Annotated in this window: 18 protein-coding genes; 9 read left to right on the forward strand and 9 right to left on the reverse strand. The window is 44.1% G+C overall.

Translation table 11 applies throughout. The features are described from left to right. The first annotated feature begins 76 nt into the window (after positions 1-76). Positions 77-1033 (forward strand): ribosome biogenesis GTPase YlqF, encoded by a 957-nt coding sequence (gene ylqF / locus ACSUPM_RS12735; protein ID WP_101211278.1) that lies wholly within the window; start codon positions 77-79, stop codon positions 1031-1033. A 21-nt stretch (positions 1034-1054) separates the two neighbouring features. Here the strand turns inward: ylqF and ACSUPM_RS12740 are convergent, their stop codons facing one another. After that, the gene (locus ACSUPM_RS12740; RefSeq protein WP_101211279.1) at positions 1055-1450 is read right to left on the reverse strand and encodes a hypothetical protein; all 396 of its coding nucleotides are present in this window, start codon (positions 1448-1450) and stop codon (positions 1055-1057) included. Between the two features lie 6 nt (positions 1451-1456). Further along, the gene (locus ACSUPM_RS12745) at positions 1457-2581 is read right to left on the reverse strand and encodes a hypothetical protein (protein WP_101211280.1); all 1125 of its coding nucleotides are present in this window, start codon (positions 2579-2581) and stop codon (positions 1457-1459) included. A 188-nt stretch (positions 2582-2769) separates the two neighbouring features. Here ACSUPM_RS12745 and mutY point away from each other — a divergent pair, with 188 nt between their 5' ends. Then, positions 2770-4005: an A/G-specific adenine glycosylase gene (gene mutY, locus ACSUPM_RS12750; protein ID WP_436879999.1), complete on the forward strand. Its 1236-nt coding sequence runs from the start codon at positions 2770-2772 to the stop codon at positions 4003-4005. An 85-nt stretch (positions 4006-4090) separates the two neighbouring features. On the opposite strand, the gene ACSUPM_RS12755 is transcribed toward mutY, so the two are convergent. After that, positions 4091-4993, reverse strand: a complete 903-nt coding sequence (locus tag ACSUPM_RS12755) for an acyl-CoA thioesterase (protein ID WP_025651536.1) — start codon at positions 4991-4993, stop codon at positions 4091-4093. Positions 4994-5383: 390 nt separating this feature from the next. Further along, complete coding sequence (rapA, locus tag ACSUPM_RS12760) at positions 5384-8272, reverse strand: RNA polymerase-associated protein RapA (RefSeq protein WP_436880000.1); 2889 nt, start codon at positions 8270-8272, stop codon at positions 5384-5386. Between the two features lie 975 nt (positions 8273-9247). Here rapA and ACSUPM_RS12765 point away from each other — a divergent pair. From ACSUPM_RS12765 to ACSUPM_RS12775, 3 genes are all read left to right on the forward strand, one after another. Then, a complete protein-coding gene (locus ACSUPM_RS12765; protein ID WP_025651533.1) occupies positions 9248-11560 on the forward strand; it encodes a sensor histidine kinase in 2313 nt (770 codons plus the stop codon). Positions 11561-11643: 83 nt separating this feature from the next. Then, positions 11644-12600 (forward strand): response regulator, encoded by a 957-nt coding sequence (locus ACSUPM_RS12770; protein WP_025651532.1) that lies wholly within the window; start codon positions 11644-11646, stop codon positions 12598-12600. Positions 12601-12811: 211 nt separating this feature from the next. Beyond that, positions 12812-13753, forward strand: coding sequence for a D-2-hydroxyacid dehydrogenase (locus ACSUPM_RS12775; RefSeq protein WP_201577805.1), 942 nt, complete (start codon positions 12812-12814; stop codon positions 13751-13753). 60 nt (positions 13754-13813) lie between these two features. On the opposite strand, the gene ACSUPM_RS12780 is transcribed toward ACSUPM_RS12775, so the two are convergent. Both ACSUPM_RS12780 and ACSUPM_RS12785 read right to left on the reverse strand, forming a co-directional pair. Further along, entirely contained in the window at positions 13814-15397 is a 1584-nt protein-coding gene (locus ACSUPM_RS12780; protein WP_436880001.1) for a flavin-containing monooxygenase, read from the reverse strand. 355 nt (positions 15398-15752) lie between these two features. Next, positions 15753-16466, reverse strand: a complete 714-nt coding sequence (locus ACSUPM_RS12785) for an RluA family pseudouridine synthase (RefSeq protein ID WP_201578124.1) — start codon at positions 16464-16466, stop codon at positions 15753-15755. 479 nt (positions 16467-16945) lie between these two features. Here ACSUPM_RS12785 and trxA point away from each other — a divergent pair, with 479 nt between their 5' ends. From trxA to ACSUPM_RS12800, 3 genes are all read left to right on the forward strand, one after another. Continuing rightward, a complete protein-coding gene (gene trxA / locus ACSUPM_RS12790; protein WP_057761928.1) occupies positions 16946-17272 on the forward strand; it encodes a thioredoxin in 327 nt (108 codons plus the stop codon). A 525-nt stretch (positions 17273-17797) separates the two neighbouring features. Further along, complete coding sequence (gene rho / locus ACSUPM_RS12795; RefSeq protein ID WP_055125334.1) at positions 17798-19066, forward strand: transcription termination factor Rho; 1269 nt, start codon at positions 17798-17800, stop codon at positions 19064-19066. A gap of 298 nt (positions 19067-19364) precedes the next feature. Next, positions 19365-19601 (forward strand): glycine zipper 2TM domain-containing protein, encoded by a 237-nt coding sequence (locus ACSUPM_RS12800; RefSeq protein WP_025651525.1) that lies wholly within the window; start codon positions 19365-19367, stop codon positions 19599-19601. 128 nt (positions 19602-19729) lie between these two features. Here the strand turns inward: ACSUPM_RS12800 and ypfJ are convergent, their stop codons facing one another. After that, positions 19730-20614 (reverse strand): KPN_02809 family neutral zinc metallopeptidase, encoded by an 885-nt coding sequence (ypfJ, locus tag ACSUPM_RS12805; protein ID WP_173240031.1) that lies wholly within the window; start codon positions 20612-20614, stop codon positions 19730-19732. A 538-nt stretch (positions 20615-21152) separates the two neighbouring features. On the opposite strand from ypfJ, the gene ACSUPM_RS12810 reads away from it, so the two are divergent. Next, the gene (locus ACSUPM_RS12810) at positions 21153-21509 is read left to right on the forward strand and encodes a hypothetical protein (protein WP_025651523.1); all 357 of its coding nucleotides are present in this window, start codon (positions 21153-21155) and stop codon (positions 21507-21509) included. A 187-nt stretch (positions 21510-21696) separates the two neighbouring features. Here the strand turns inward: ACSUPM_RS12810 and ACSUPM_RS12815 are convergent, their stop codons facing one another. Together ACSUPM_RS12815 and pheT are read right to left on the reverse strand one after the other, a co-directional pair. Next, on the reverse strand, positions 21697-21996 hold the full coding sequence (locus ACSUPM_RS12815; RefSeq protein WP_010197859.1) for an integration host factor subunit alpha: 300 nt from the start codon (positions 21994-21996) through the stop codon (positions 21697-21699). Between the two features lie 516 nt (positions 21997-22512). Next, positions 22513-24924 carry a phenylalanine--tRNA ligase subunit beta gene (pheT, locus tag ACSUPM_RS12820; protein WP_350588141.1) on the reverse strand — a complete coding sequence of 804 codons (2412 nt, stop codon included), beginning with the start codon at positions 24922-24924 and terminating at the stop codon, positions 22513-22515. Between the last annotated feature and the right edge of the window lie 73 nt (positions 24925-24997).

Here is a 24997-nt window from a genome sequence, read left to right on the forward strand (position 1 = left end):
AGTAAACTGAACGCCATAAAAAGTAAATGACGATCGTCTTACTTTGAGCATTTTTTATAAAAGGTTAGTAAAGCAGATGGATAAGAGAGTAAGTATTCAGTGGTTCCCTGGGCATATGAATAAGGCCCGCAATGAAATCAAAGAAATCATGCCGCAGATGGATGTCGTCATTGAAGTGATTGACGCGCGTATTCCTTATAGCAGTGAAAATCCCATGGTCGCAGCATTACGCGGCGAAAAACCCGTGATCAAAATCCTGAACAAAGCCGACCTTGCTGACCCTGAATTGACCCAAGCATGGATGGACTATCTTGAGCAGCAAAGCGGTGTCAAAGCCATTGCTTGTGATACCGAGAAAGCCAATGATGTAAAGCGTATTATCGCCATCTGTAAACAACTTGTACCCAATAAAGTTGGCACAGGTCGTCAAATCAAAGCCATGATTATGGGTATTCCAAACGTTGGTAAATCAACGCTGATCAATACGCTAGCAGGACGCGCTGTGGCGAAGACAGGCGATGAGCCAGCCGTGACCAAATCGCAGCAGCTGATTAAGCTCGACGATGACATCATGCTTTATGACACACCTGGTATGCTATGGCCAAAAGTCGAAAACGAACACTCTGGCTATCGTCTGGCAGCGACGGGCGGTATTCGTGATACGGCGTTTGACTTCGCTGATGTGGCTAGCTACACCGCTGAATACTTGATGCAAGCCTATCCTGAGCTGCTAAAAACCCGCTATAAAATTGATGAGCTACCCAAGACCGATTGGGAGTTTTTTGAAGTGGCGGGTCGTAATCGCGGCTGTGTGCGTTCGGGCAATCAGGTCGACACCTACCGCATGTCTGAGATTCTGATTAATGAGCTGCGTAGTGGTAAGCTTGGGCGTATTACGCTTGAGACGCCTGCCATGACAGAAGCTGAAGAGCTGGTCGTCGCCGAACAACGCATCTCTGCCGAAGAGAAAAGAATCGCTAAAGAAGAAGAAAAGCGCTTACGTCGTTTAAAAACGCGGAAGAATCGGAAGTAGGGTTGATAAACGTAAAACCAATCATGTAGAAGTGAAAATCTTCCCGTCAGGCAAAGAAACCAACCCTAACAAATAATAAAACACCAACCCATGTTTCTTTGCCAATGGTGCAATTACTCTAGCAGCTTCTTGCATATTACTATCTGGCAGCGGCAGAGAGACAGCAAAAGTATTCTGTAGCTGCACATGAGCGTCCGTTGCCCCAAATGCTAATGAAAGCTCAAATGACAAATCACCTTCATGAGCCAGTTGCTGTAGCTCAGTGGCAAACTCGAATATGTTTTCGCTATGAGCGCTGACTTCTATCTCTATAAGCTGCGGTAGTAATACACCTGCACTATCGTAAGAGATAGGCAGATACTCATCGCCATCACCCAAACTTGCATCCCAAACATAAAACAAAGCGTATTCAGTCATAATCAGCTACTCCAATGGCTCTACGGTAGATAAAATCTCTAAAAGCCTATCCCAGCGCTCATTCATTCTATTCTTAACATAGTCGTTTGGTGAGTTATCAATAAGTTCACGATACTGTATGATCAAATCATCATAGTCCTCTCGACCTGCAAGTTTGGCTAAAATAAGTTGTATATCCGCACTTTCACCATGGCTATGCCCTTTTGCAATCTTATTATGTAGTAACAAAAAAAGCTGATTGTAGCTGTCTATCTGATCTACTTCATCCAGTTTACTGACAAACTCAGTATTGATAAATTCAGGAATCTGTTTTTGCTTATCTGAAAAGCTGCTATAACATACATTCATATAATCTAGCTTTAAATAAGGAAACTGCTGTCTAAGCTCAGTTGGCAGCGATACTTTATCGTAAATCTCTTCAAAAGCTGGTGATACAAAATACGCATGAATCTTTAATATAAAATAGCCGTTCTTACCTTCTGCTCCTCCAGTTAGCCGCACATGACCATAAGGCATGGGCTTGGTACAACCATCGACTTCAAGAGAGTCAATAACGTTAGCGCTTGTTACTTGGCTACGCTGATAACCATAGCGTTCTAAACAATCATGCATGAATGGGTGCAGTATTTTTTCAAAGTCCTCTCTATCTCTAGGAACCTGTGCCTCTGGCTTATAAATATCAGCGGACTGTTTTGCCAGCGCCCGCTTTTCTTTTAGCAGTGCCATGCCTCTTGCGATGTTAGGCGGATAGATCGTACCATCTGGATAGGCGACCATACCCCGCGTGTCATAAAACACTAGCCCTAATTCTTCACATAAAGGGACGATAACATCTAGCGCTTCACCGTGCAGTGCTTCAGGTGTGGGTATGGCGACGCAAGCGGTTTTAGGATGTGTTTTCATCTCTAAATTTGTATTTACGTAGGATTCATAAAAGACTTCTGAATAATCAGAGGTTCTAGCTTCGTCCACAAGACGATCTGCTAGCTCAATAATGTTTGGACTGATATCATCCACTGGCTGCTGGCGCAAAGCTTCAAAGTCTTGAGTTGCTTGCTCCCACGAACTGTCTTTACTTGGTGTACAAGTAATTTGATGGATATCCCAAACGAAAAAGGTTTGTGCTGACAATATACTCTCTCCTAAACTATTAATGAAAACAATGGTTCTACTTATATTTATTATTAAACCAACAATGAATAGTTAAACTATATTCTTCCATAAAAATAACAGACCATTGCATAGCGACCTGCATCACCCCATAAACAAAGATAACCTCTTATAGTCTGATATTTCTTATTAATTGACAAGGATTATTCTTGCCTACTTTATTCTCTCAACCTGATTCATCTTTAAACTCCTTCGCCTCCCGCCTCCTTGACTGGTTCGCTGAAAACGGTCGCCACGACTTACCTTGGCAACAGCATCAAACCGATACGCCCAATCCTTATATTGTTTGGTTATCCGAAGTCATGCTCCAGCAAACGCAAGTAACGACAGTGCTGCCCTACTTTGCCCGTTTTATGGAGTCCTTTCCGACCGTGCAAGATTTAGCAGCAGCGGACTGGGATACTGTGGCAGAGCATTGGGCAGGGCTTGGTTACTATGCGCGCGCGCGTAATTTACATAAAGGCGCGAAGCAATTGGTCGAAGTAATTAATGAGAAGGGCGATTTTCCGCAAACCTTAGCCGGTTGGGAAGCGATATCTGGCGTTGGCCCGTCGACTGCTGGCGCGATTATGGCGATGGGGCTACATCGTTATGGCGTCATCTGTGATGGTAACGTTAAACGAGTAATCACAAGGTGGGCGGCAATCGATGGCGACATTACCAAATCTGCCACGACCAAAGAACTGTGGGCATTGGCAGAACGCTTAACCCCTAGGGAAAACTCAGGATTATTTGCGCAAGCCATGATGGATATGGGCGCAACCTTATGTACTCGTAGCAAGCCTGCTTGTCTTTTGTGTCCGCTGCAAGATGATTGTATTGCCCATGCGCAAGGTCGCGAAACCGATTATCCAGTCAAAGCAAAAAAGCAGCCTAAACCCAGTAAGTATAGCAATGCGCTATTAATTAAAAATACGGATGGCAAAATACTGTGGTTACAGCGCCCCGATAACGGTATTTGGGGCGGACTATGGAGTTTGCCTTTGCAGTTTGTTGAAAAAATTGACGGTAAAATAAGTGGCAAAACAACTGCTAAAAATTCAGAAGCGAGCGATGATAAACCGTTAAAAGTTGCTAGCAATGAAAAAGTATATGAAACAGAATTTACCACTGCTGAGCAGATTATTAACGAGTGGCTGAATAACAATAAAATAGTTGCAAAAACAGTCAGTAAAACTTTATTAGACGATGCCCCTATTAAGCATTCGCTGACCCATTTTCATTGGTATTTAACACCGCAATCAGTCACTTTAAACGCTAAGCAAACTGCCGAAATGACCGAAGCCTTACAAGCGGCAGAGATTAATATTCATTGGTTAAATGCTAATGATGCTCAGGCAACCCTTGGGTTGCCACGAGCGATGGTTAAGATTTTAGAACAATAAGTGAATTCACTTAAATAAAATTCATAAAAAAAGCGACTCACAATGAATCATGAGTCGCTTTTTTTATTTAAGAAATACTAGAAGATTAAGACTTTGGCACACGCAAACGCATCAAGCCTTCTTGTTGTACCGTTGCTACCAATCGACCATCTTGCCAAAACTGCCCATGGTTTAAGCCCTTGGCATTAGACGTAGTATCACTCCACATGTCATACAATAGCCAATTATTCAAATCAAAATTGCGATGAAAATGCATCGAATGATCAATACTGGCCGCTTGTAAGCCGCTGGTCATAAAGCTAACGCCGTGTGACATCAGCCCTGTACCAACCAGATAAAAATCAGAAGAGAATGCCAACAGTGCTTGCTGAATAGCAATAGGCTGCTTGCCAAGCTCACGAATGCGCAACCAGTTCGCCTGTTTAGGCTTCATCGGCTCTGGATGAATCGGGTCACGCGGTTTGACCGGCTTAATCTCAACATGACGACGGCGCATAAAACGGGCTTTTAGCGCGTCTGGGACTTTTCCGACATACTCTTCTTTTAAATCCTGCTCGGCGAGCAAATCTTCAGGCGGCGGATAGACTGGCATATCTTCTTGATACTCCAAGCCTTCTTCCATCGGCGAAAACGAGGCAATCATCGAAAATATCACTTGCTCGATCGGCGCTTTGCCACGTACTTCTTTATATTGAATCGCCGTTACTTCGCGCGCAGACAGACTGCGACCGTCACGTAGGCGACGCACTTGATAAATCACCGGCTGATTGATGTCACCACCACGCAAAAAATAGCCATGCAGTGAGTGACAAGGCTTTTCTTGATCGAGTGTATGAGCCGCTGCCATGATCGCTTGCGCCAGCACTTGCCCACCAAAAATACGACTGCCAACATAGTCATGGCTCTTACCCTCAAAGACATCGGGGGTAACTTCAATAAGCGCTACAGTAGCCAGCAGCTCATCAATCAGTTGCGAATAATCGGACATGACGATATGTTTCCTTATTTTTATCAAAAACGCTAAGCATCTAAAAACGAGCCTCTAAAAACACGCACTCAACGATATCGATATGATATCGCGAAAGATCCTTTGCGGTTGAATGTAAAATAATTTGAAATCACTTGTTAGAAAGACACAAGGGAGATTCTAGAACAAAAAATACAGTTGTAGTAGCACGATGACTAAACATTCATTATTCGGCAAGAAGGCCAACATCTTACCCAAAATTGTGGGCTTTGGCTAGATAATAGCCACTTACTAGCCAGTCTCTGTCTCATGTATTGGGATAACAGATAAGATAGGCGAAATCCATTGTCATGAATCAATCATAAAAAAACGAGACGATTAAGCACCTCGTTTTTTTATCAGAATTTTAACTTATGGTTTTACTGCCACTAGCACGCGGATAGAGTCTGGCACTAGCGATAAATTACTCAAGGCTTGCTCGCCTTGGGCTTTTAGCTGCTCAAGACGCTCAATCTCTGCAGGACGGACGTTAGGATTGATGGTTTGCAGGTGCTTTAGGCGTTTGATTTCACGTGACCACTGCTGGCTAAAGCGGGCACTCGCTTGCTCACCAATCTCTGCAAGCTGCTGACGGGCAATGTCTTCTGCTTCATAATAACGCTGCTCAATCACATCGCCGCGCACTTTAATCACTTGGCGCGCACGGTTTTTATCCAAACGCTCAATATGCGGCATAATCATATCGGCGCTGATACGCGCGGATAAATCACTGCCCTGCTCACTGATAAACACACGGATATTTTGTGTGGTTAAAGTCGCTGGCAAATTGAGCAATCTTGGCGCAATGGCTTCAACGCGAAAATTCACTTCGAGCAACACCATGCCTTGTGGTACGGCAGCACTTTTTAACATCGCCACCGTAGTATTACCAAAGGTACTGGTACTTGCTAGCTCATAAATCGCGCGCATCAATGGATGCTCATGAGTGATAAATTCGATATCTTCATGCTGTAGCGCTTGCTCACGGTCAAAGGTCAAGGTCATGCCGTCTTCATCGCCAAGTGGCAAGCCATCGATATAATCACTAATCTCAGTGCTATCAATAGGGGCAATCACCCACGAGCCATCGCGTTGGATATTATGGTCAATATTGGCAGAAGCAAAGAAACGCTCGATAAACTGTGGCAATAGATTATGCCCATCAAAATCACGCATGGCATCAGCGATACGACCAGCCACACGGGGACGGCACGAGTTGTATTCTAATAGGCGATCACGACCCGCTTGTAGCTGTGCTTCCAGCCCCAATCGCGTCTGTTGTGCTTCTTCGATAATATCTTGCAAGGTCGTACGATTAGCATCGGTATCCGCGCCTTCAAGCATCGGCTTTAGGTCTTGAATATACTGCTCTTGCACGCTCTGTGCGGTCGGTGAAATCTGATTAAACATATTGAGCGCATCGTGATACCACTGATACAGTCGCTCTTGCGCCGTCCCTTGTACGTAAGGCACATGCAGCATAATCTGTTGGGTTTGTCCGATACGATCTAAGCGACCGATACGCTGCTCCAAGGTATCTGGATTGGCGGGTAAATCCCATAGTATCAGCTGGCTGGCAAACTGGAAATTACGACCTTCTGAGCCAATCTCCGAACACAATAATATCTGTGCGCCTTCACTGTCTGCGAAGAATGCGGCTGCTTGGTCACGCTCAAGCAATGTCATCTGCTCAGTAAAGATAGCCGTCTTAATGCCTGCATGCAGACGTAATACCGCCTCCAAGCTTTCAACGGTCGCGCCACTACGGGCAATCAATAGCACTTTTTTATGCTTAAGCTCACCGCGCAAAATATCAATCAACCAAGGCACACGTGGGTCGTCTTCTAGCCAGCCGCCGTCAGGTTGGTTTTCTTCGCCCCATAGCTGCTCGCGCAATTTACCATTGGTTTGATAGCTGTCTATCCACGCCTCAGGCAATGCCAGTGGATACGGCTGACTGCTACGACCATAAAACCCTTTGACACTCTCACGAGTATTACGGAATAAAATACGACCCGTACCGTGACGATCTAGTAGCTCGTTAAGGGCATGTGTGCGCAGTTTTTCGTCATCATTAATCGTTGCCAACTCATCAAGGCTGATGTCTAGCAAGCTGCTTAACGCGGCAATTTGACTGTCGCTCAAAGGCTTGTCTTCGATTAACACAGCAGCGACGGCAGCCGTTTCAGCAAAGGCTTCTTGACCATCGATAAACTCATCCAAATCATCAAAGCGATCTGGATCGAGCAAACGCAATCGAGCAAAATGACTTTGCGCGCCAAGCTGCTCAGGCGTTGCCGTTAATAGCATCACCCCTGGCGTCTCTTCGGCAAAGTCAGCAATCAAGTCATATTTATCATTGCCGCCTTGTGCCTCATCCCAATGCAGATGATGCGCCTCATCGACCACCAATAAATCAAAACCAGCTTCCATCGCTTGGTCATATAAGTCAGGATGATCGAGCAATAGATCCATACCCGCAATGATACATTGCTCGGTGGCGAAGACGTTTTGTTCAGGATCGTGTTCTTTAATGGCTGCCGTACGTACCAAATCAAATAAAGCAAAGTTTAAGTTAAAGCGACGACGCAGCTCAATCATCCACTGATATTGCAAACTGTCTGGTACGAGGATAAGCACACGCTCAGCTTTACCCGTTAACAGCTGTTGATGAATAATCAGACCCGCTTCGATGGTTTTACCCAGACCCACTTCGTCAGCGAGCAGCACACGCGGGGCGATACGCTTGCCAACTTCGTGAGCGATATAAAGCTGATGTTCAATAATATCGACGCGCGCGCCCATCAAACCTTTGAGTGGATGACCGGCCAGCGCCGACTGCATACGCAGGATATCTTGGCGCAGCTCATACCAATCGCCGCGCTCAATACGACCAGCAAGTAGACGCTCAAGCGGCTTAGCCAATGTGATATTGGCAGCAAGGCGGGTTTCCATGATGCCGCGCTCGTGCTCATCGACGCCATATTTAAGTACGCCCATCACTTCATCAACGGCATTGACCGTATAGCTTTTTCCATCTTGATCGTAGATGCTATCGCCTACTTTAAACACCACGCGCGATAATGGCGCAGAGTTTTTTGCGTAGACGCGTGTCTCTTCACTTTGCGGAAATAAAATATGCACACACCGATCGTCAACATCGATGACCACACCTAAGCCAAGCTCAGACTCCGTATCAGATAAATAACGTTGACCAACGGCGAATTCAGTACTGTGCAATGAAGCAATAGAGATAGTCATAAGGCGATGTCTTTTGTACTCAGATAATAGGAAAAAATAGATAGCTCACAATGAGAGTCGCTAGGGTTGTCACTAGCGCGATATCACTCATCAATAGTCTGATAGGTCACCGGCCATACCGGCAGCATCAGTTTATTAGCTAGGTCGCAAGATAAAGCCGACCATTATATAACGTTAGCGGCTAGATGAGTGCGTTTAGTTGAGTTTTCAAGGGCAGATTCGTGCAAGATTACCGCAATGCCAAGCATAAGTTGGTCATATAAAACAAGAAGATAACGACTCGCAAGTAAAGAAAAATATTGTCATTATAAAATTGCTTCTGTATTGTTAACAAATGCAATAGAACATTTCTTTTTTCTTACCTGAATTATCTGAACTGTCCAAACGCTCTTCTAAATATACCCTTTAGACTCTCATTATTCGTCATTAACTGCTTTACGGTGTTCTTAAGCACAGCGTGGCTTTTTATAGTCTTTAAAATTATAGCCTTTAAAATTATAGTCCTTAAAGTTATGGCAATTAAATTTAATCAGTCGATTAAGTTATACCGCCATAACTTTTATACTTTTAGGTGTTTTGCCGTTATACATAGACCATTTTAATCAAAATTACACATAACCACCTGATTGATTGCGATCATTAGGGTCTGTTGAACATTCAAATGTTAGGACTGCTGATTGCTAAAATCGTCCCAAACGTTTTATCAAATCAGGCGTAAACCGACGATAATGTCGAGACCTTAGCTAGGTTTACAACAACGTTTGGGGTGATTTTAGCATCAGCCTTTTAGGGCAGGGCTATTTTTTGCCAATACATGGCGAAATTGTCTAACCTAGAACGACTAGTCGTCAAAAATTTCACTGCGTATTGTCTAAAAAATAGACGCTGCCAGTACCACATTTGAATGTTCATCAGACCCTAAATTGTATTGGCAGTTTTTTTTGTGGTCACCATTATCCAAGGACCATCACCACCATGAGTGCCTCCAAAAAAGTTGGCTTTTTTAATCAAGTCAGTACCCAAGTGACTACTATTCTATTTATTGCTTTTGCAATCGTACTCGCCGTCGTCGTTTATGTTGTTGATAAAGAAGGCTATGAGAAAATCCGCCTTGAATCTGCAAAACTGGTGGCTGAACGTGGTAATACGGCAGTCAATAGTATCTCTGCTGATATCAATCGGGTGATGCGTAGTGCGTTGCTGCTGCAACAAAGCGCACAAACCTTGCCAACAGAAGAGGCGATTTTACAAGCCAGTACCGCCAATGCCTTTGATAAGCGTGATTATAGTTTGTTAGGCAGTGGTGGTATTTGGCCTGATAACGGTGCGCTTGGGGCAAATACTGCTACCCACCCGTTCCTGATGGTACGTCAAAACGGCGATTATCAAGCGGTGTTGAGCGACCCAAATCCAGCCAATCCTTATTATCAGGAAGATTGGTTTAGCGTCTTAAAGCTGCTCAAACCCGAGAGCTGTATCTGGAACCATGTACGCGCGAGCCAAACCAAAGGCGAGCTGGCGATGAGCTGCGGTGTGGCAATCGAGCGTGACAATCAGTTTTGGGGTGCCAGTACGGTCAACTTTACCCTAAACCAGCTACAAGAAAACATCGTTCAGTTAAGTGAAAGCTCAGGTTCAGGTTACATTCTACTCTTGGATAACAGTGACAAGGTTATCGCTTCTTCTAACCCTGAACGCTTGAGCTATATTGATGAAAAGACAGGCACGCCACTTGATATTAAGCAAGTTATCAACTCAGACCCTGCTTGGCAACCGGTGCTTGATTTCTTAGATGTCCAACGTAACGAGACTATTGAGCAAGTTGCTGCTAGCGTATCGCCGCAAGTACAGCAAGTATTGAATACGATTGATAAAGCAGAAACGGGTGATTCCAAAGGTTATTATTTGGTCAATTATGCCGCTTATCTCAATAATAGCGAAAACAAGCAAAACGCTATGGATAGTCGCTTATTGCAGAGCTTTGAGCTGACTAAAGACAACTTCTACAACGGCAGTCAAGCGTACGTGTTTGAGATTCCTGAGACCTATTGGAAGCTTATCGTTGTCCAGCCTGATGCTGAAATTAACGCTATCGCCGATAATCTCAGTGAAAACTTGATTAACTGGATTGCCTTGGCGCTATTAATCACAGCGGGTGTGATTTACTTTATGCTGACATTCTTGGCATTCAAACCGTTGAAAGAAACCACCGATAAAATCTCTAAAGCGGAAAACCTGATTAACAATAAGCAATATAATAAGCTAAGCGAGGTTAAATTCGCTGAAGGTCGCAACGAGATTGGACTGGTAAACGGCTCTATTAATGACCTATTAGGCCGTATCCAATCTAACGAAGGTAAGCTTGCCAATATCAATCAGCAGCTAGAGATTAAAGTCGAAGAACGTACCGCTGAGCTGCAAGATACGCTAAAAGAGCTGAAAAACTCTCAGCTGCAGTTGATTCGTTCAGAAAAAATGGCGACGTTAGGTCAAATGGTTGCGGGTGTTGCTCATGAAGTAAATACGCCATTATCTTATGTGCAAAACAACCTTGAAATTATCGGTCAGTTGACTGAGCAATACGAAGAGCTGATTGAACTGGTACAAGGGTTAAAAGCCGTTAAAACGGATGCCGCTGCTGATGGCAAAATTGATAAGCTATTGGCAGATATCGTCCGTGCTTCCGATGAAATCCAAGAAGATGACTTGTCGTCTGAGCTAAAAGAGCTGATTAAAGATTCACTCTTTGGCGTTGAGCAAATCACTGAAATGGTGTTAAACCTACGTAATTTTGCCCGCCTTGATGAGTCAAAAGTGAAAACCATCGATGTACGCGAGTGTATCGAAGCGTCATTGAAAATCGCTGGCAACTCTATCAGACATCAAGAAATTGTCACAGACTTTGCCCCAACGCCTGAGATTAAATGCTCGCCGTCACAGATTAACCAAGTCTTGGTCAACCTATTGAATAACGCTGCGCAAGCTATGGGAGAAAAACCGGATGGCAAAATCGAAGTGCGGACGCGCTCTGATGACAGCAATGTCTATATCGATGTCAGCGACAACGGCAAAGGTATGAGCACAGAGATTCTCAATCAAATCTTTGAGCCGTTCTTTACCACTAAGGGCGCAGGCGAAGGTACTGGACTTGGTATGGCCATCAGTCAGCAGATTATGGAGCAGCATAATGGCGACATTCAAGCGGTCTCGACCGAAGGCGTTGGCACCACCTTTACCTTAACGCTACCGATTGATAATGACTTAACGGAACAAAGCCTAGCAGCGTAAACGCTAGGTTCTGTCTTATTATAATTGATATTTTAATGATTATATAAAGCTATAGCACTATTATTCATCATAAGGATACCATCATGAATGAATTTGAAATGGAAACCCCTAGCACGGAGTTAGGGTCTGAACCAAAGCCAAAACTGGCATTTATTGACGACGAACAACGCATTTTACGTTCGATGAAACTGCTGTTTCGTAAAACGCATGACGTTTTTATCACCACTGACCCGACTGAATATATCGACTATATCAAAAACAACCACGTACACGTGGCGGTCAGTGACCAGCGTATGCCTGAGCGCGTTGGTGTCGATATCTTGCGCGAAGTCAAAGAAGTATCGCCGTCTACCATGCGTATCTTATTGACCGGTTATGCTGATTTGAACGCGATTATCGGCTCTATTAACGATGGAGAGATTTATCGTTATTTGACCAAACCTTGTAAATCTGAAGAGCTGCTTGCCGTCGTCGGTCGCGCCACCGAAATAGCTTTGACCTATAATCCAGACGAAGACGCTGAACAATTCGACAGCTCAGGCAACAAACAAACGCTATTGGTCATCGATGAAACCAACGATCTGATTGAGCAAATACGTAAGCAGTTTTCGAACAGCTATAGAGTCCTGCATGCTAAAGGCTTAGAAGAAGCTTATGATTATTTGGCGAATGAAGATATCGGTGTTTGTATTACCGACATCAATGTCAGCGGCGAGAACATCGCGCCGATTATCTTTACCTTGAAACAAGATGCGCCGCACTTGGTGGTTTTAGTACAAACTGAATTCCAAGATGCAGGCTTGTTGATTGATTTGATTAATAAAGGTCAGGTCTATCGCTGCTTACCAAAACCAATGCGCGCTAGCCTCCTTGAGATTAGCGTCAACCGTGCGTTCCAGCATCATACAAAACTGAAAGCCAGTCCTGAATTGGTTAAGCGCTATGAAGTCGAGCACGACCCTGAAAACGATGTGCGTATTGATTTAAGCAGTCGCGTACGTAGTCTAATAGGTAAATTGCGTAAGCGTTTCTCTTTATAAGTGTAAAAACAACTGTTCCATAAAACAAAACCTCTATTTCAACTTGAAGTAGAGGTTTTTTACTGTGCGCTTTTTGATGGGGTTTTTGACATGCTTTTTGACTAAACCCTGCAACGTGCTACATTAAGCGGATAACTATGTCAGCCTATTTAAAATGCAAGCCCATTTAAAACGTACTCTATTTAAAATAACAATGAGATAAGGAATAACCATGCAAGCCGTTTTTTTAGACAAAGGGACATTTTCTGATGGCGTCGACTTGCCAGCACCGACAGGCATCAGTGACTATGTGACTTATGATGATACGCCAAAAGACAATGAAGTCATTTTGGCGCGCTGCAAAGACGCTGATATTATCATCACCAATAAAGTCCAAATCAATGCTGACGTCATTGCTAAACTACCCAAGCTTAAACTTATCCAGCTGACAGCGACAGGTATGAATAATGTCGATCAAGACGCTTGTACTAAGCACAATATTGCGCTGTATAACGTTGCCGGTTACGCGGTCAAAAGCGTGCCCGAGCATACCTTTATGCTCATGCTAACTGCCATGCGCGCCAGCATTCACTATCATCAAAAAGTGGTCGATGGTACTTGGCAAGGTAACGGTAATTTCTGCCTACTGGATATTCCACTGATAGATTTGGAAGATAAAACGCTGGGAATTATCGGCGTCGGTACTATCGGTAAGCGCGTTACCGAGATTGCCCGTGCCTTTGGTATGAGCGTATTGTGGGCAGAACATCAAGGCCGTGCCCCACGTAATGAGGATTATACGACCTTTGAAGACGTACTGGCGCAGTCTGATGTGCTGAGCTTGCATTGTCCATTAAACGAGCAAACCCAGCACCTTATTAATGCAGATACTCTGGCAAAAATGGCCAAGCAACCACTTATTGTCAACGTTGCTCGTGGCGGCGTTGTCGATAGCCAAGCGCTGACTGATGCCATTAATAACGAGCAAATCATCGGTTATGCCAGCGACGTGTTTGAGCAAGAGCCTATCACTGACGAGGATCCGCTACTCAGCATCAGTGATCATCCGCGCGTCATCTTTAGCCCGCATAACGCTTGGGGCAGCAAAAGCGCGCAAGAGACCCTATGGGAAATGCTAAGTAAACAAGTTGCTGATTTTATCAATAAGCACTAAATGGCAACCAATAAAAGATCGTGAACAAAGAACTGCCGTTAAGAATGGGCGCTAACGCACTTAACGGCTAAAACGTAACCAGTCGTCTTTTATTTTACGGTACTTGAGCATGATGCGGTCGCTGACATAGTTGTTGGTCACGTGCCAAGGATAACGATCACCTTGCTTGGGCAGCTCATCTTGCGCCCGCTGCACATAGCCCGCCGATAGTGCACCCATCACCGTATCAGGCTGAACCTGCACTTTTTCGTGCTTGGTCTCAGCTTTTGGCACAGCGACCTGATAGCGATGGCTCTGCATATGCTCAAGTAGCCGTACGACATACTGACAGCCCAAGTCGATCTTTAGCGTCCACGAGGCGTTAATATAACCGAACAACACGGCCATATTCGGCACACCCTCAACTAAGACTGCTTTATACGTCATGCGTGCGCCCACATCGACAGGCTGACCATCGATATATAAGGCTGCACCACCGAGCATTTGCAACTTCAATCCGGTTGCTGTGACAATAATGTCAGCATCGAGATGTTTGCCTGACTCAAGCATGATACCCGTTTTGGTGAAGTGGCTGATTTGATCAGTGACTACCGCGGCTCGTTTGCTATGCAAGGCATTAAATAAATCACCATCTGGCACCGCACATAGTCGCTCATCCCACGGATTGTAAGCCGGTACAAAATGATCAACCTTCACGCCACTACCCTTTAGCTCTTTTTTTACGCCATGGGTCAATAGCGCTTTTAACACTTTCGGTGCGTGGGTAGCAAATTGATAAACACCTTGCTGTCTTAAGACGTTACGCGTCCGTAGCAGCGTATAAGCTTGCTGTTTTGATAAAGGCGAAAATTTAGCAGACAGCCAGTCAAGCGCATAATCATCACCGGGTACGCTTGCCACATAAGTCGGCGAACGTTGCAGCATCGTGACATGGCGCACGCATTGACCATCGTCTTTATTGACTATCGCAGGCAGCAAGGTCATTGCTGTAGCGCCGCTACCGATAATGACCACTTTTTTATCATCATAATCGACATTCTGCCAATGCTGCGGATGGACAATACGACCTTGGAAATCTTCTTCCTTTTCAAAATACGGTTGATAGCCTTGCTCGTAGTCGTAATAGCCCGTGGCACCGACGACGAAGTTGGCACTCAAGGTAGACATCTCGCCGCTTGCATGATTTTTAATCGTGGCTGACCACCGTTGATCGCGACTGGACCACGACAATTGCTGGACTTCATGCTGATAGCGAATATGTTCCGACACGCCAAATTCGCGCGCCGTGTCTGCGATATAGCGCTTAATATCCTCACCCGCTGCCAACATGCGATGATCCAACCACGGTCTAAAGCTATAGCCAAAGGTCAGCGCATCAGAATCTGAGCGAATCCCAGGATAAGTGAATAAATCCCACGTGCCGCCTAAATCTGAGCGTTTTTCTACCACGATAAATGGCGGCGTTTTTGCCGCCTTACGCGGCTGCTTCTTTGGCTTGCGTTGTTGTAAATGGCAGGCCATGCCGATGCCAGCAATCCCTGCACCAATGATGAGAACATCACAATCTACTGGCGGCGTTGCTGGTGATTTTTTGCGTTTAAAGCGCTGGCTAATGGCTTGTTTGGTTGCAGTCATATCAAGCATAATACGTTCCTTGTTTTTACATGACGGGTTTTAATTTGCATGATGACTTTTACATTATTAATTTAGGGTCTGTTGAACATTCAAATGTGGCACTGGCAGTGGCTATTTTTTAGACAATACGCAGTGAAATTTTTGATGCCTAGTCATTCTAGGTTAGACAATTTCGCCATGTATTGGCAAAAAATAGTCCTGCCCCTGCTTCTGTACTTGGGGCTGATGCTAAAATCACTCCAAACGTTGTTGTAAACCTAGCTAAGGTCTCGACATTATCATCGGTTTACGCCTAGTTTAGTGTGATTTTTGCGATCAGCAGTCCTAGCATTTGAATGCTCAATAGATCCTAATAACAGAGCTTTTAAAAAGGGCTGGGGCTTTCCCAATCCATCCACGCGCCAAGCGTAGGATGTTTGAGGCGCAATTGCTGTGCATGCAGGTTGAGCCGCGGTGCAATCGTTAGGGCCTCCCCTTCAGCATAAATGGGATCGCCAATCATGACGTGACCGACGTGTACCATATGGACACGTAACTGATGGCTACGACCGGTGACTGGCTTTAGCATCACGCGCGTGACCGTCTGACCATTGCAGTCTTCATGCGCCAGTACTTCATACAAAGTGAGCGCGTGCTTTGACCAGTCGTGGTCGACGATATGGCGCGGTTTGGTGCTTGGCTCATAGCGCACTGGCACTGAGATTTTACCCGTTGCCCCTACGCTTTCCCACGCGCCAAAAACCCGTGCTTGATACTTCTTTTGTGGTAACCGTTCAATAAATTGCTTACTGATATTGGTTTGCGCCTCGGCATTTTTTGCAAAAATGAGCAGCCCTGAGGTATCCATATCCAATCGATGAATCAATTTAACCGCCGGATTGGCACGCTCAAGCCGCGCGAGCAGACTCACCTTTAGGGTTTTACCATCGACACTCAATAGTCCTGCTGGCTTATCAACCACCCAGATGTCATCATCTTCATAGACGGTAACGGCTTGCGCAAATTCTTGAAAAAATTCAAGCGGATAGTCCTTTTCTTGGGCGTTAAGGGTCAGGATTTTGTCGTCAGTAAAAGGCATAAAAAAAGCTACTTATATTATTGGACTTAAATTATATTATTGGATTTAAAGTTGGGGACTAGCGTGTATCAAAAAGCCAAGCTGACAATAGCATCTGAATTGAATTATCTACACTGAAGTATACAAACTGAATACTGACACTAAGTCTTTTAGCTAACGTTGAAACTGAAACTGAGCATAAAAACAATCTTAGCGCACAAAGCCAAGGTCAGGTGTGAGTGCAAAACTAAAATGACAACAGAGGATGCAAGTGACAGATAGAACATAACCTGTTTAGTTATGTTTCGATTTATTGTGCTAATAGTAATTGTTAAGCAATTTAACCAGCTGGCGTCTGCCAATCGTTGCCAAACATGTTAATATAATGGCACATTTTCACCCCTTCTAAACAATTCTTTGACCACCAACTGATTTATTATTAAACCGATATATAGGTCGATGAGTGGTGATAGAAGTAATAAAACAAGAGAGATAAAATTATGTCAGACCTTATTGTACATACTACCGATACAGACTTTGATCAAGACGTTCTACAATCAGACGTACCTGTACTAGTAGACTTCTGGGCTCCATGGTGTGGTCCTTGTAAAGCCATCGCCCCTATTTTAGAAGATCTAGCGACTGAGTACCAAGGTAAAGTTAAAATCGTCAAAGTAGACGTAGACAACAACCCACAAGCGGCTAGCCGTTTTGGTATTCGTAACATCCCAACGCTATTTGTATTCAAAGATGGCGAAAAAGTTGATTCAGTAATGGGCCTACAGCCAAAAGCTGAATTGGCTAAAGTACTAGACAAGCATTTATAAGTTGAATTTTCTCGCTTCAGACTATCTTGAGCGGGTAAAATAGAATAACTGAGAAAGCCATTATCTGACTAAGATAGTGGCTTTTTTGCTTGTTTTTTGTGCAAAAAACTCGATAATGTGACTTTTTTGGCAAAATTTATTGACAACGCTATTGTGAAGACCGTATAGTCTGCTGACAAGAGAAAACCAACTGTTTTCCTAAGTATCTTGTCGCTATTCTCCTCGTGTTTATCAACAAAAACACAATCGTCATTATAAACACCATTGCTGAACAAAATGACTAAACGCAATTACTGATATTGAGTTTTTGACGCAGACTCTTATGTAGCCTTTTTTATCCTTATTTCTTATTACCTTGCCTCCGATGATGGCAATGCGTACATAAGCAGACATATAAAACCAAAACTACATAAACTACAGCGCTGTGCACACACCCATATCATCATATTACCGTTATTTTAATCACTGTCGTGACTTGTGCTGCTAATGGCATCTCTCATCTGATCAATTGCTAATGACCTATCTATGAATCTTACTGAATTAAAGAAAAAATCAATCGCTGAGCTATTGGCTATCGCCAAAGAAATGGGTCTTGATAATATGGCTCGTAGCCGTAAACAAGACATTATCTTTGCTATCCTAAAAACCCATGCTCGTAACGGTGAAGCCATCTACGGTGATGGTGTGCTTGAGGTTCTCCCTGATGGTTTTGGCTTTTTGCGCTCCTCCGAAGGCTCTTATTTGGCAGGCCCTGATGATATCTATGTCAGCCCAAGTCAAATCCGTCGCTTTAGCCTAAAAACGGGTGACAGTATCGCTGGCACCATTCGCCCGCCCAAAGATTCTGAACGTTATTTTGCGCTATTAAAAGTTGGCGAAATCAACTTTGATACGCCAGATCGCTCACGTCATAAGCTTATCTTTGAGAACCTGACACCCCTATTCCCAACTGAGCATTTAAAACTTGAGCTTGGTAACGGAACCACTGAAGATTTGACTGGTCGTATCATCGACTTGATCGCACCGATTGGTAAAGGTCAGCGTTCTATCATCGTCGCACCGCCAAAAGCGGGTAAAACGATGTTGCTACAGACCATCGCGCAATCAATCACTCGTAATAATCCTGAATGCTATTTGATCGTACTATTGATTGATGAGCGTCCAGAAGAAGTGACCGAGATGGTACGTACGGTACGCGGTGAAGTGGTCGCCTCTACCTTTGATGAGCCTCCACAGCGTCACGTACAAGTTGCTGAAATGGTCATCGAAAAGGCCAAGCGTTTGGTTGAACACAAGCAAGACGTGGTGATTTTACTTGATTCAATTACGCGTCTAGCACGTGCTTATAATACGGTTATCCCATCGTCAGGCAAAGTGTTGACGGGTGGTCTGGATGCCAATGCCCTAGAACGTCCAAAACGTTTCTTTGGTGCTGCGCGTAACGTTGAAGAAGGTGGTAGTTTGACCATTATTGCCAGTGCATTGATTGATACTGGAAGTAAGATGGATAGCGTTATTTTTGAAGAGTTTAAGGGAACGGGTAACCAAGAGATCACGCTTGAGCGTGACTTGGCTGAAAAACGTGTCTTCCCTGCGATTAATATCAAAAAATCTGGTACACGCCGCGAAGAGCGTTTGCTAGACGAAGACAAACTACGTAAGGTTTGGATTTTACGCAAATTGCTGCAGCCGATGGATGGTGTACAAGCCACTGAATTTTTATTGGATCGCTTAAAAGAAGCGAAAACCAATGACGAGTTCTTTGAGCAAATGAAACGTAAATCTCAAAACTAATCGTCTTATCGTTGCTATTATACAAAAAGACCGCTTGCTTATAAGCGGTCTTTTTTCTGACTCACATAAGTAATAGAGATGAAAACAGTTAGCGTATTATCGAATCAAATACAATAAACCTCATCAAAAGCACTACCATCGATACAGTGAAGCAACATATTTTACACTCTATTTGCAAAGGTTAGCGTTTTTACCACGACTAGAAAGGTATTAAACGACTACTATGAAAAGTAGTAAAACGTATTCAAAAATATCGTGTATATTGTATTTTTAATTTAACAACTTAACAGGTGACATTATGAAATTTGCTAAAACATTTGCAATGACAGCTATTACTAGCTCAGCACTAATCATGACTGGTTGTAACTCAGGTCCATACGGCAATGCAAGCAACACTGTAAAAGGTGCGACTGCTGGCGCTGCTGCTGGTGCCCTTATCAGAAGCAAAGGCGATAGCAAAGATATCGCACGTGGCGCACTAGCTGGTGCAGCACTTGGTGGTGCTGGTGGTTACATCTATGACCAAACCAAATAATTGGTTATAAATATCGAAGCTATTAAGCGATAGCGGTAAGAATAAAAAGCCTGCAAATCATTGCAGGCTTTTTTGTGTCTAATAGATCATTGATGACTTTAAGAATATTCTTACAACGCGCTACTATCTCACAATGCGCCACTAAAGGTATCACAAGTCTGCACACTGCCACTCTCTAGACCACGAGTGAACCATTGAACGCGCTGTTGACTGGTACCATGAGTAAAGTTATCAGGAACTACCGCTCCACCGCTAGCACGTGCCAGACGATCATCACCGATTTGGCTGGCAGCATTGATGGCTTCATCTATATCGCCTGCTTCTAAGAACTGGACACGCGCTTGGTTACGCTGCGCCCATACCCCTGCGAAGCAATCAGCTTGTAGTTCTTGTAACACGGAGAGCTTATTGGCTTCTGCACGCGTGACTTGACGACTGGCTTCACTGACCTGCTGAGTAATACCCAATAGTGTCTGTACATGGTGGCCGACTTCATGTGAAATCACATAGGCTTGGGCAAAGTCACCTGCCTTACCTTCATTATCTTGACCACCAGAGTCTTGCTGATCACCTGCGATGCCTAGATTTTGACGCATCTCTACGAAAAAAGACGTATCTAAATAAACCGTCTGGTCACCTGGACAATAAAAAGGTCCTGTCGCTGCCGTGGCACTGCCACAGGCTGAACTGACTTGTCCATTAAAAAGAATTAACGACGGTTCCTGATAAGTACTACCGCCCTCATTAAATATTTGATGCCACACTTCTTCTGTATCAGCGAGCACGACTTTCACAAACTGTGTATCACGGTCATCACTGGTCGCCGGCTCAGTCGAGGTATTACTACCACCGGCCACTACTTGACCCGTCTGTAAGGCTGTCATGGGGTTGACCCCAAACACTAACCACAAAATACCCGCGATAATAATACCGCCAATACCACCACCGATCATCTTGCCACCGCCGCTACTCGTACGTACGTTGGAGCTGCCTCGTCTGCCTTGCCATTTCATAATCTTACTCCAGAAACATACGATACATCCTGCTATTCGTATGGATAGTTATTCATGTTATATAATTTTTGAATCGCTTTTGCTACAACCATGCTTGTTAGTTATCTAAAGCTTGGTCCTATTTGTATCATTTCTTTTTGCAATACTTACCTATCCTTAACAATATTTACCTAGCCTTAATAAGACATTAATTTTATGCCTGTACTATTTAAGGTAATCCGTCTAAGCATATATATTTAAAAGAAAATATTAAACAATAATGGACGTTTATTGGGTCTAAAAACAGCTTGGTTTTGGTTAATTATACGTAGATTCATTGAGGTTGTTGTATTAAAAATTATATTAGATGAGCTATGTAAAATACTTTTTACAATTTTATTGTTACTCAATTGTACAAGGTCTTTTCATTTGAAAAGAAAACATATAGAATGCGTGGAAGCTGAGTAGCTGTGACTAAGACTAGTTGAATTCTGAGACATCTCGGACATTCAACCTTTGTCGCTGCTACTGCTCATTTCATTTTTCCGGAGAAAACCATATGAAACTTAAATTACTTGCTCTAGCTGGTATCATGACTGCAACTATGGGCCTTACTGCCTGTGATAGCAACAAAGAAAACGCTGCTGAAGATTTATCTGACGCGCAAGAAGAAGTGCAAGATGCTTCTGAAGAGCTAAACGAAGCTGCTGCTGAAGGCGAAGTTACTGCTGATGCTGAAGCTGCTGTTGCCGGTGCTGAAGCTGACATCGCTGATGCACAAGCTGCAACTGCTACTGACGAAATGGACGCTGAAGTTCCTGTAGACGGTACTACTACTAGCGTAGACGTAGCTAGCGAAACTGATACTGCTGTTGCAGCATCTGACGAAGTTGTTGTTGAAGAGCCAGCTCAGTAATTTTATCGTCTCGACGGTAAACATACTGTAGTAAAAAAAAGAGAGCCTATGCTCTCTTTTTTTATGTCTGCTATTTAGTATATTTACAACTATAGAGCACTCATGTCAGTTTTAACAACATCGCGATATTATAAGATCTCGCAATGACAAGCGTTAGGTAGGACTCAGACTCAGTAGCTGCTATTTACTACTCATCAAATAGGCGCTCATCAACCTGTTGACGAAATTTTTGCCCTGTTTTAAAGGTGACCACACGACGTGCTGATACTGCCACGGGCTCCCCTGTCTTAGGGTTACGTCCTGGACGGCTGCTTTTATCTTTAAGCTCGAAGTTACCAAAGCCTGAAAGCTTGACCTCGTTGCCATCAATCAAACTCTCTGACAATTCATCAAAAAAATTCTCTACCAAACAGCGGCCTTCTTGGCGTGTCAGGTTCAGATGACTCATCAAATGCTCAATCATGTCAGATTTGGTTAAGGTGCTCACAGTACGACTCCTATGCTATGTCGTGATGTCGAATATCATGGATTAGCGGTATCAGGTTAATCTTAGGGTCTGTTGAATATTCAAATATGACACTGGCAGCAGCTATTTTTTAGACAATACGCAGTGAAATTTTGGATGCCTAGTTATTCTAGGTTAGACAATTTCGCCAGATATTGGCAAAAAATAATTCTGCCCTGAAAGGCTGATGCTAAAATCACCCCAAACGTTGTTGTAAACCTAGCTAAGGTCTCGACATTATCGTCGGTTTACGCCTAGTTTGATGCGACTTTAGCGATCAGCAGTCCTAATATTTGAGTGTTCAACAGACCCTAGTCATTATAAAGGTTTTTTACCGTCTTTTTAATAAAGTCTGCATTAAAATCCTTTATTAATAACCACTTAACTTTTTTTACAAATAAAATCTATCGATAAGATAAAAAACGCTATAAATAGCAATGCCCTATAGCCTCACAATTATAAAGGCTACAGAGCATGCTCTACTATTAATGCTAAATGCTAGCTGTCACGCAACTTCGCAGCATGTTGCTCAGTTAAAGCTCGTACCACTTTGTCAGTCGCGGTTTTGACTGCTTCATCAGACAAGGTCTGTAACCTATCCTGCCATACCAAAGCAAAAGCCAATGAACGCTGCCCAGTTGGTACATTGTCGCCTTGATAGACGTCAAACAACCATAGGTCAGTCAATAGCTCACCTGCTGCCGTGCGTATCGTCGACTCTAAGGTCTGCAAGCTAATATCGCTATCTACTAAAATGGCAATATCACGACGTACTTGTGGGAATTTACTTGGCGTGGTAATCGCATCTTGTTCACGAGCAAGTGTTAGTAGCGGCGCAAGTGATAATTGAGCCACCCACGTAGCTGGCAAATCTAACTGCTTAGCGGTGTTAGGATGCAATTGACCCAACCAGCCGACATACTCATTATCGATATAGAGTTTTGCGCTTTGACCCGGATGCAAGAAAGCAAGCGCACTACGCTCATAGCGGATGCGGGCGCTATCGATTTGCGCTGGTAGCAATTGTTCGATGTCGTGTTTGAGGTCATAAAAGTCTAACGCACGGTTTTGATACGCTTGCTCGTCCCAAATGTCACCCACTGCGACCAATGCAATACTTGGCGTTTGTACCAATTCGCCAATACTTTGACCGACAAAGCTAAGACCCGTTTCAAAGAAACGCACGCGCGGCTGTTGCCGATTAAGGTTATATTGTACACAAGGCAATAAGCTTGATAGCAAAGTACGGCGCATCACCGCCAAGTCGCTAGAGATAGGATTGGCCAGTGCCAACACTTCTCCAAGCGCTTTATCATCGAGCAAGGCTTCTATTTTTGCATCACTAAAACTAAAGCTAATGGCTTCCATATAGCCATTATTGACCAAGGCCAGCTTCATTTCATGCGTTAAATCCGCAGTATCGTCATAATCCATGCTGACTTGCAAATGCGGCAACACACTCGGAATATTGTCATAACCGTAAATACGGGCAATCTCTTCGATTAAGTCTTCCTTAATACTCATATCAAAGCGATACGATGGCGGCGTGCAAATCAGCCTATCGACTTGCTGATCTACCTCAAAGCCTAATTGAGTCAAAATACGCACCATCACGGCTGGCTCAATCTCAATACCGATGACCTCACGGACTTTAGTGATTGGCAAAGTAATCGGCGTACGTGCTGGCAAGTGCTCTCTGCTTTCCACTTTTACTATTTGCCCAGCTTGACCACCAGTGACACTGGTAATCAAATCAACAGCGCGTGCCAAAGCAAGCTCTGGCAATTCAAAATCGACACCACGCTCAAAGCGTTGTGAGGCATCGGTATGCAGACCAAAACGGCGTGCACGAGCGGCAATAGCAAGCTGACTAAAGAAAGCGCTTTCTACAATAATATTGGTGGTACTGTCAGTGACACTACTACGTTGACCGCCCATGATACCAGCAAGTGCCAATGCACCTTTATCATCGGCAATGACCAATTCATCGCCGGTTAAGATAATGGTTTGCTCATTTAATAAAGTGAGGGTCTCGCTAGGCTGTGCCAAACGTACCACGATATCGCCTTCAATGGTATCAGCATCAAACGCGTGTAGCGGCTGACCCAATTCCATCAATACATAGTTGGTCACGTCAACCAAGAAGTTATGCGAGCGTAGTCCAGACTGAACCAACGCATCTTGCATCCATCTTGGGGTGTCGATGCTACGATCAATATTACTGATTGATTGTAGTAAATAGCGCGGGCACGCTTCAACTGCACTAACTGTGACAGCTGGCGTAGTAGTAGAAACGTTATCAGTAACTGCCACGTTGGCAGGAATTTTAGGCTGCTGCATCGGTAAATCGTTGATAACCGATATCTCGCGCGCAATACCGCGTACGCTGAAGCAGTCGCCACGGTTTGGGGTGATAGAGATATCTAAGATTTGATTGTCTAAGCCTAAGTATTCACGGATATCCATACCGACTGGTGCATCAGCTGGTAGCTCAAGCAGGCCATCGATATCGTCCACCAAATCAATTTCAGAGCCACCGCAAAGCATACCGTTAGAGTCGACACCACGCAGGTTGCCATTTTTAATTTTAAAGCCTTTCTTATCATCGCTTGGGAGCACTGCCCCAACGGTCGCAACAGGTGCTTTCATACCGACGTAGACATTAGGCGCACCGCAAACGATTTGTAACAGCTCAGCGGCACCAATATTCACCTGCGTAACGCGCAGTTTATCAGCATCTGGATGTTGCTCGACGCTGATGACTTCACCGACGACCACACCACTAAAGGCACGGGCAACCGCAAAGCGATCGTCAATCTCAAGCCCTGCCATGGTAAGTTGTTCAGCCAATTGCTCACTGCTATTGTTTGGATTTACCCACTGACGTAGCCACTGTTCGCTAATTTTCATAAATATCTCGGATCAGAATTTTATAATAAAGATTTTGGATTAAAGGTTGGCGAATCAACTTGTTGTATTAACA

It is taken from the genome of Psychrobacter okhotskensis (genome assembly GCF_965638355.1).
Lineage (GTDB): Bacteria > Pseudomonadota > Gammaproteobacteria > Pseudomonadales > Moraxellaceae > Psychrobacter > Psychrobacter okhotskensis.

What these genes read in the sequence shown, in the direction of transcription:
- ACSUPM_RS12770 (WP_025651532.1), top strand. Translation starts at nt 11,644, where the DNA reads ATGAATGAATTTGAAATGGAAACCCCTAGCACGGAGTTAGGGTCTGAA.
- ACSUPM_RS12800 (WP_025651525.1), top strand. Translation starts at nt 19,365, where the DNA reads ATGAAATTTGCTAAAACATTTGCAATGACAGCTATTACTAGCTCAGCA.
- rapA (WP_436880000.1), bottom strand. Translation starts at nt 8,272, where the DNA reads ATGACTATCTCTATTGCTTCATTGCACAGTACTGAATTCGCCGTTGGT.
- ACSUPM_RS12780 (WP_436880001.1), bottom strand. Translation starts at nt 15,397, where the DNA reads ATGCTTGATATGACTGCAACCAAACAAGCCATTAGCCAGCGCTTTAAA.
- ACSUPM_RS12740 (WP_101211279.1), bottom strand. Translation starts at nt 1,450, where the DNA reads ATGACTGAATACGCTTTGTTTTATGTTTGGGATGCAAGTTTGGGTGAT.
- ACSUPM_RS12785 (WP_201578124.1), bottom strand. Translation starts at nt 16,466, where the DNA reads ATGCCTTTTACTGACGACAAAATCCTGACCCTTAACGCCCAAGAAAAG.
- ACSUPM_RS12755 (WP_025651536.1), bottom strand. Translation starts at nt 4,993, where the DNA reads ATGTCCGATTATTCGCAACTGATTGATGAGCTGCTGGCTACTGTAGCG.
- rho (WP_055125334.1), top strand. Translation starts at nt 17,798, where the DNA reads ATGAATCTTACTGAATTAAAGAAAAAATCAATCGCTGAGCTATTGGCT.
- ACSUPM_RS12810 (WP_025651523.1), top strand. Translation starts at nt 21,153, where the DNA reads ATGAAACTTAAATTACTTGCTCTAGCTGGTATCATGACTGCAACTATG.
- trxA (WP_057761928.1), top strand. Translation starts at nt 16,946, where the DNA reads ATGTCAGACCTTATTGTACATACTACCGATACAGACTTTGATCAAGAC.
- ylqF (WP_101211278.1), top strand. Translation starts at nt 77, where the DNA reads ATGGATAAGAGAGTAAGTATTCAGTGGTTCCCTGGGCATATGAATAAG.
- ACSUPM_RS12765 (WP_025651533.1), top strand. Translation starts at nt 9,248, where the DNA reads ATGAGTGCCTCCAAAAAAGTTGGCTTTTTTAATCAAGTCAGTACCCAA.
- pheT (WP_350588141.1), bottom strand. Translation starts at nt 24,924, where the DNA reads ATGAAAATTAGCGAACAGTGGCTACGTCAGTGGGTAAATCCAAACAAT.
- ACSUPM_RS12775 (WP_201577805.1), top strand. Translation starts at nt 12,812, where the DNA reads ATGCAAGCCGTTTTTTTAGACAAAGGGACATTTTCTGATGGCGTCGAC.
- ypfJ (WP_173240031.1), bottom strand. Translation starts at nt 20,614, where the DNA reads ATGAAATGGCAAGGCAGACGAGGCAGCTCCAACGTACGTACGAGTAGC.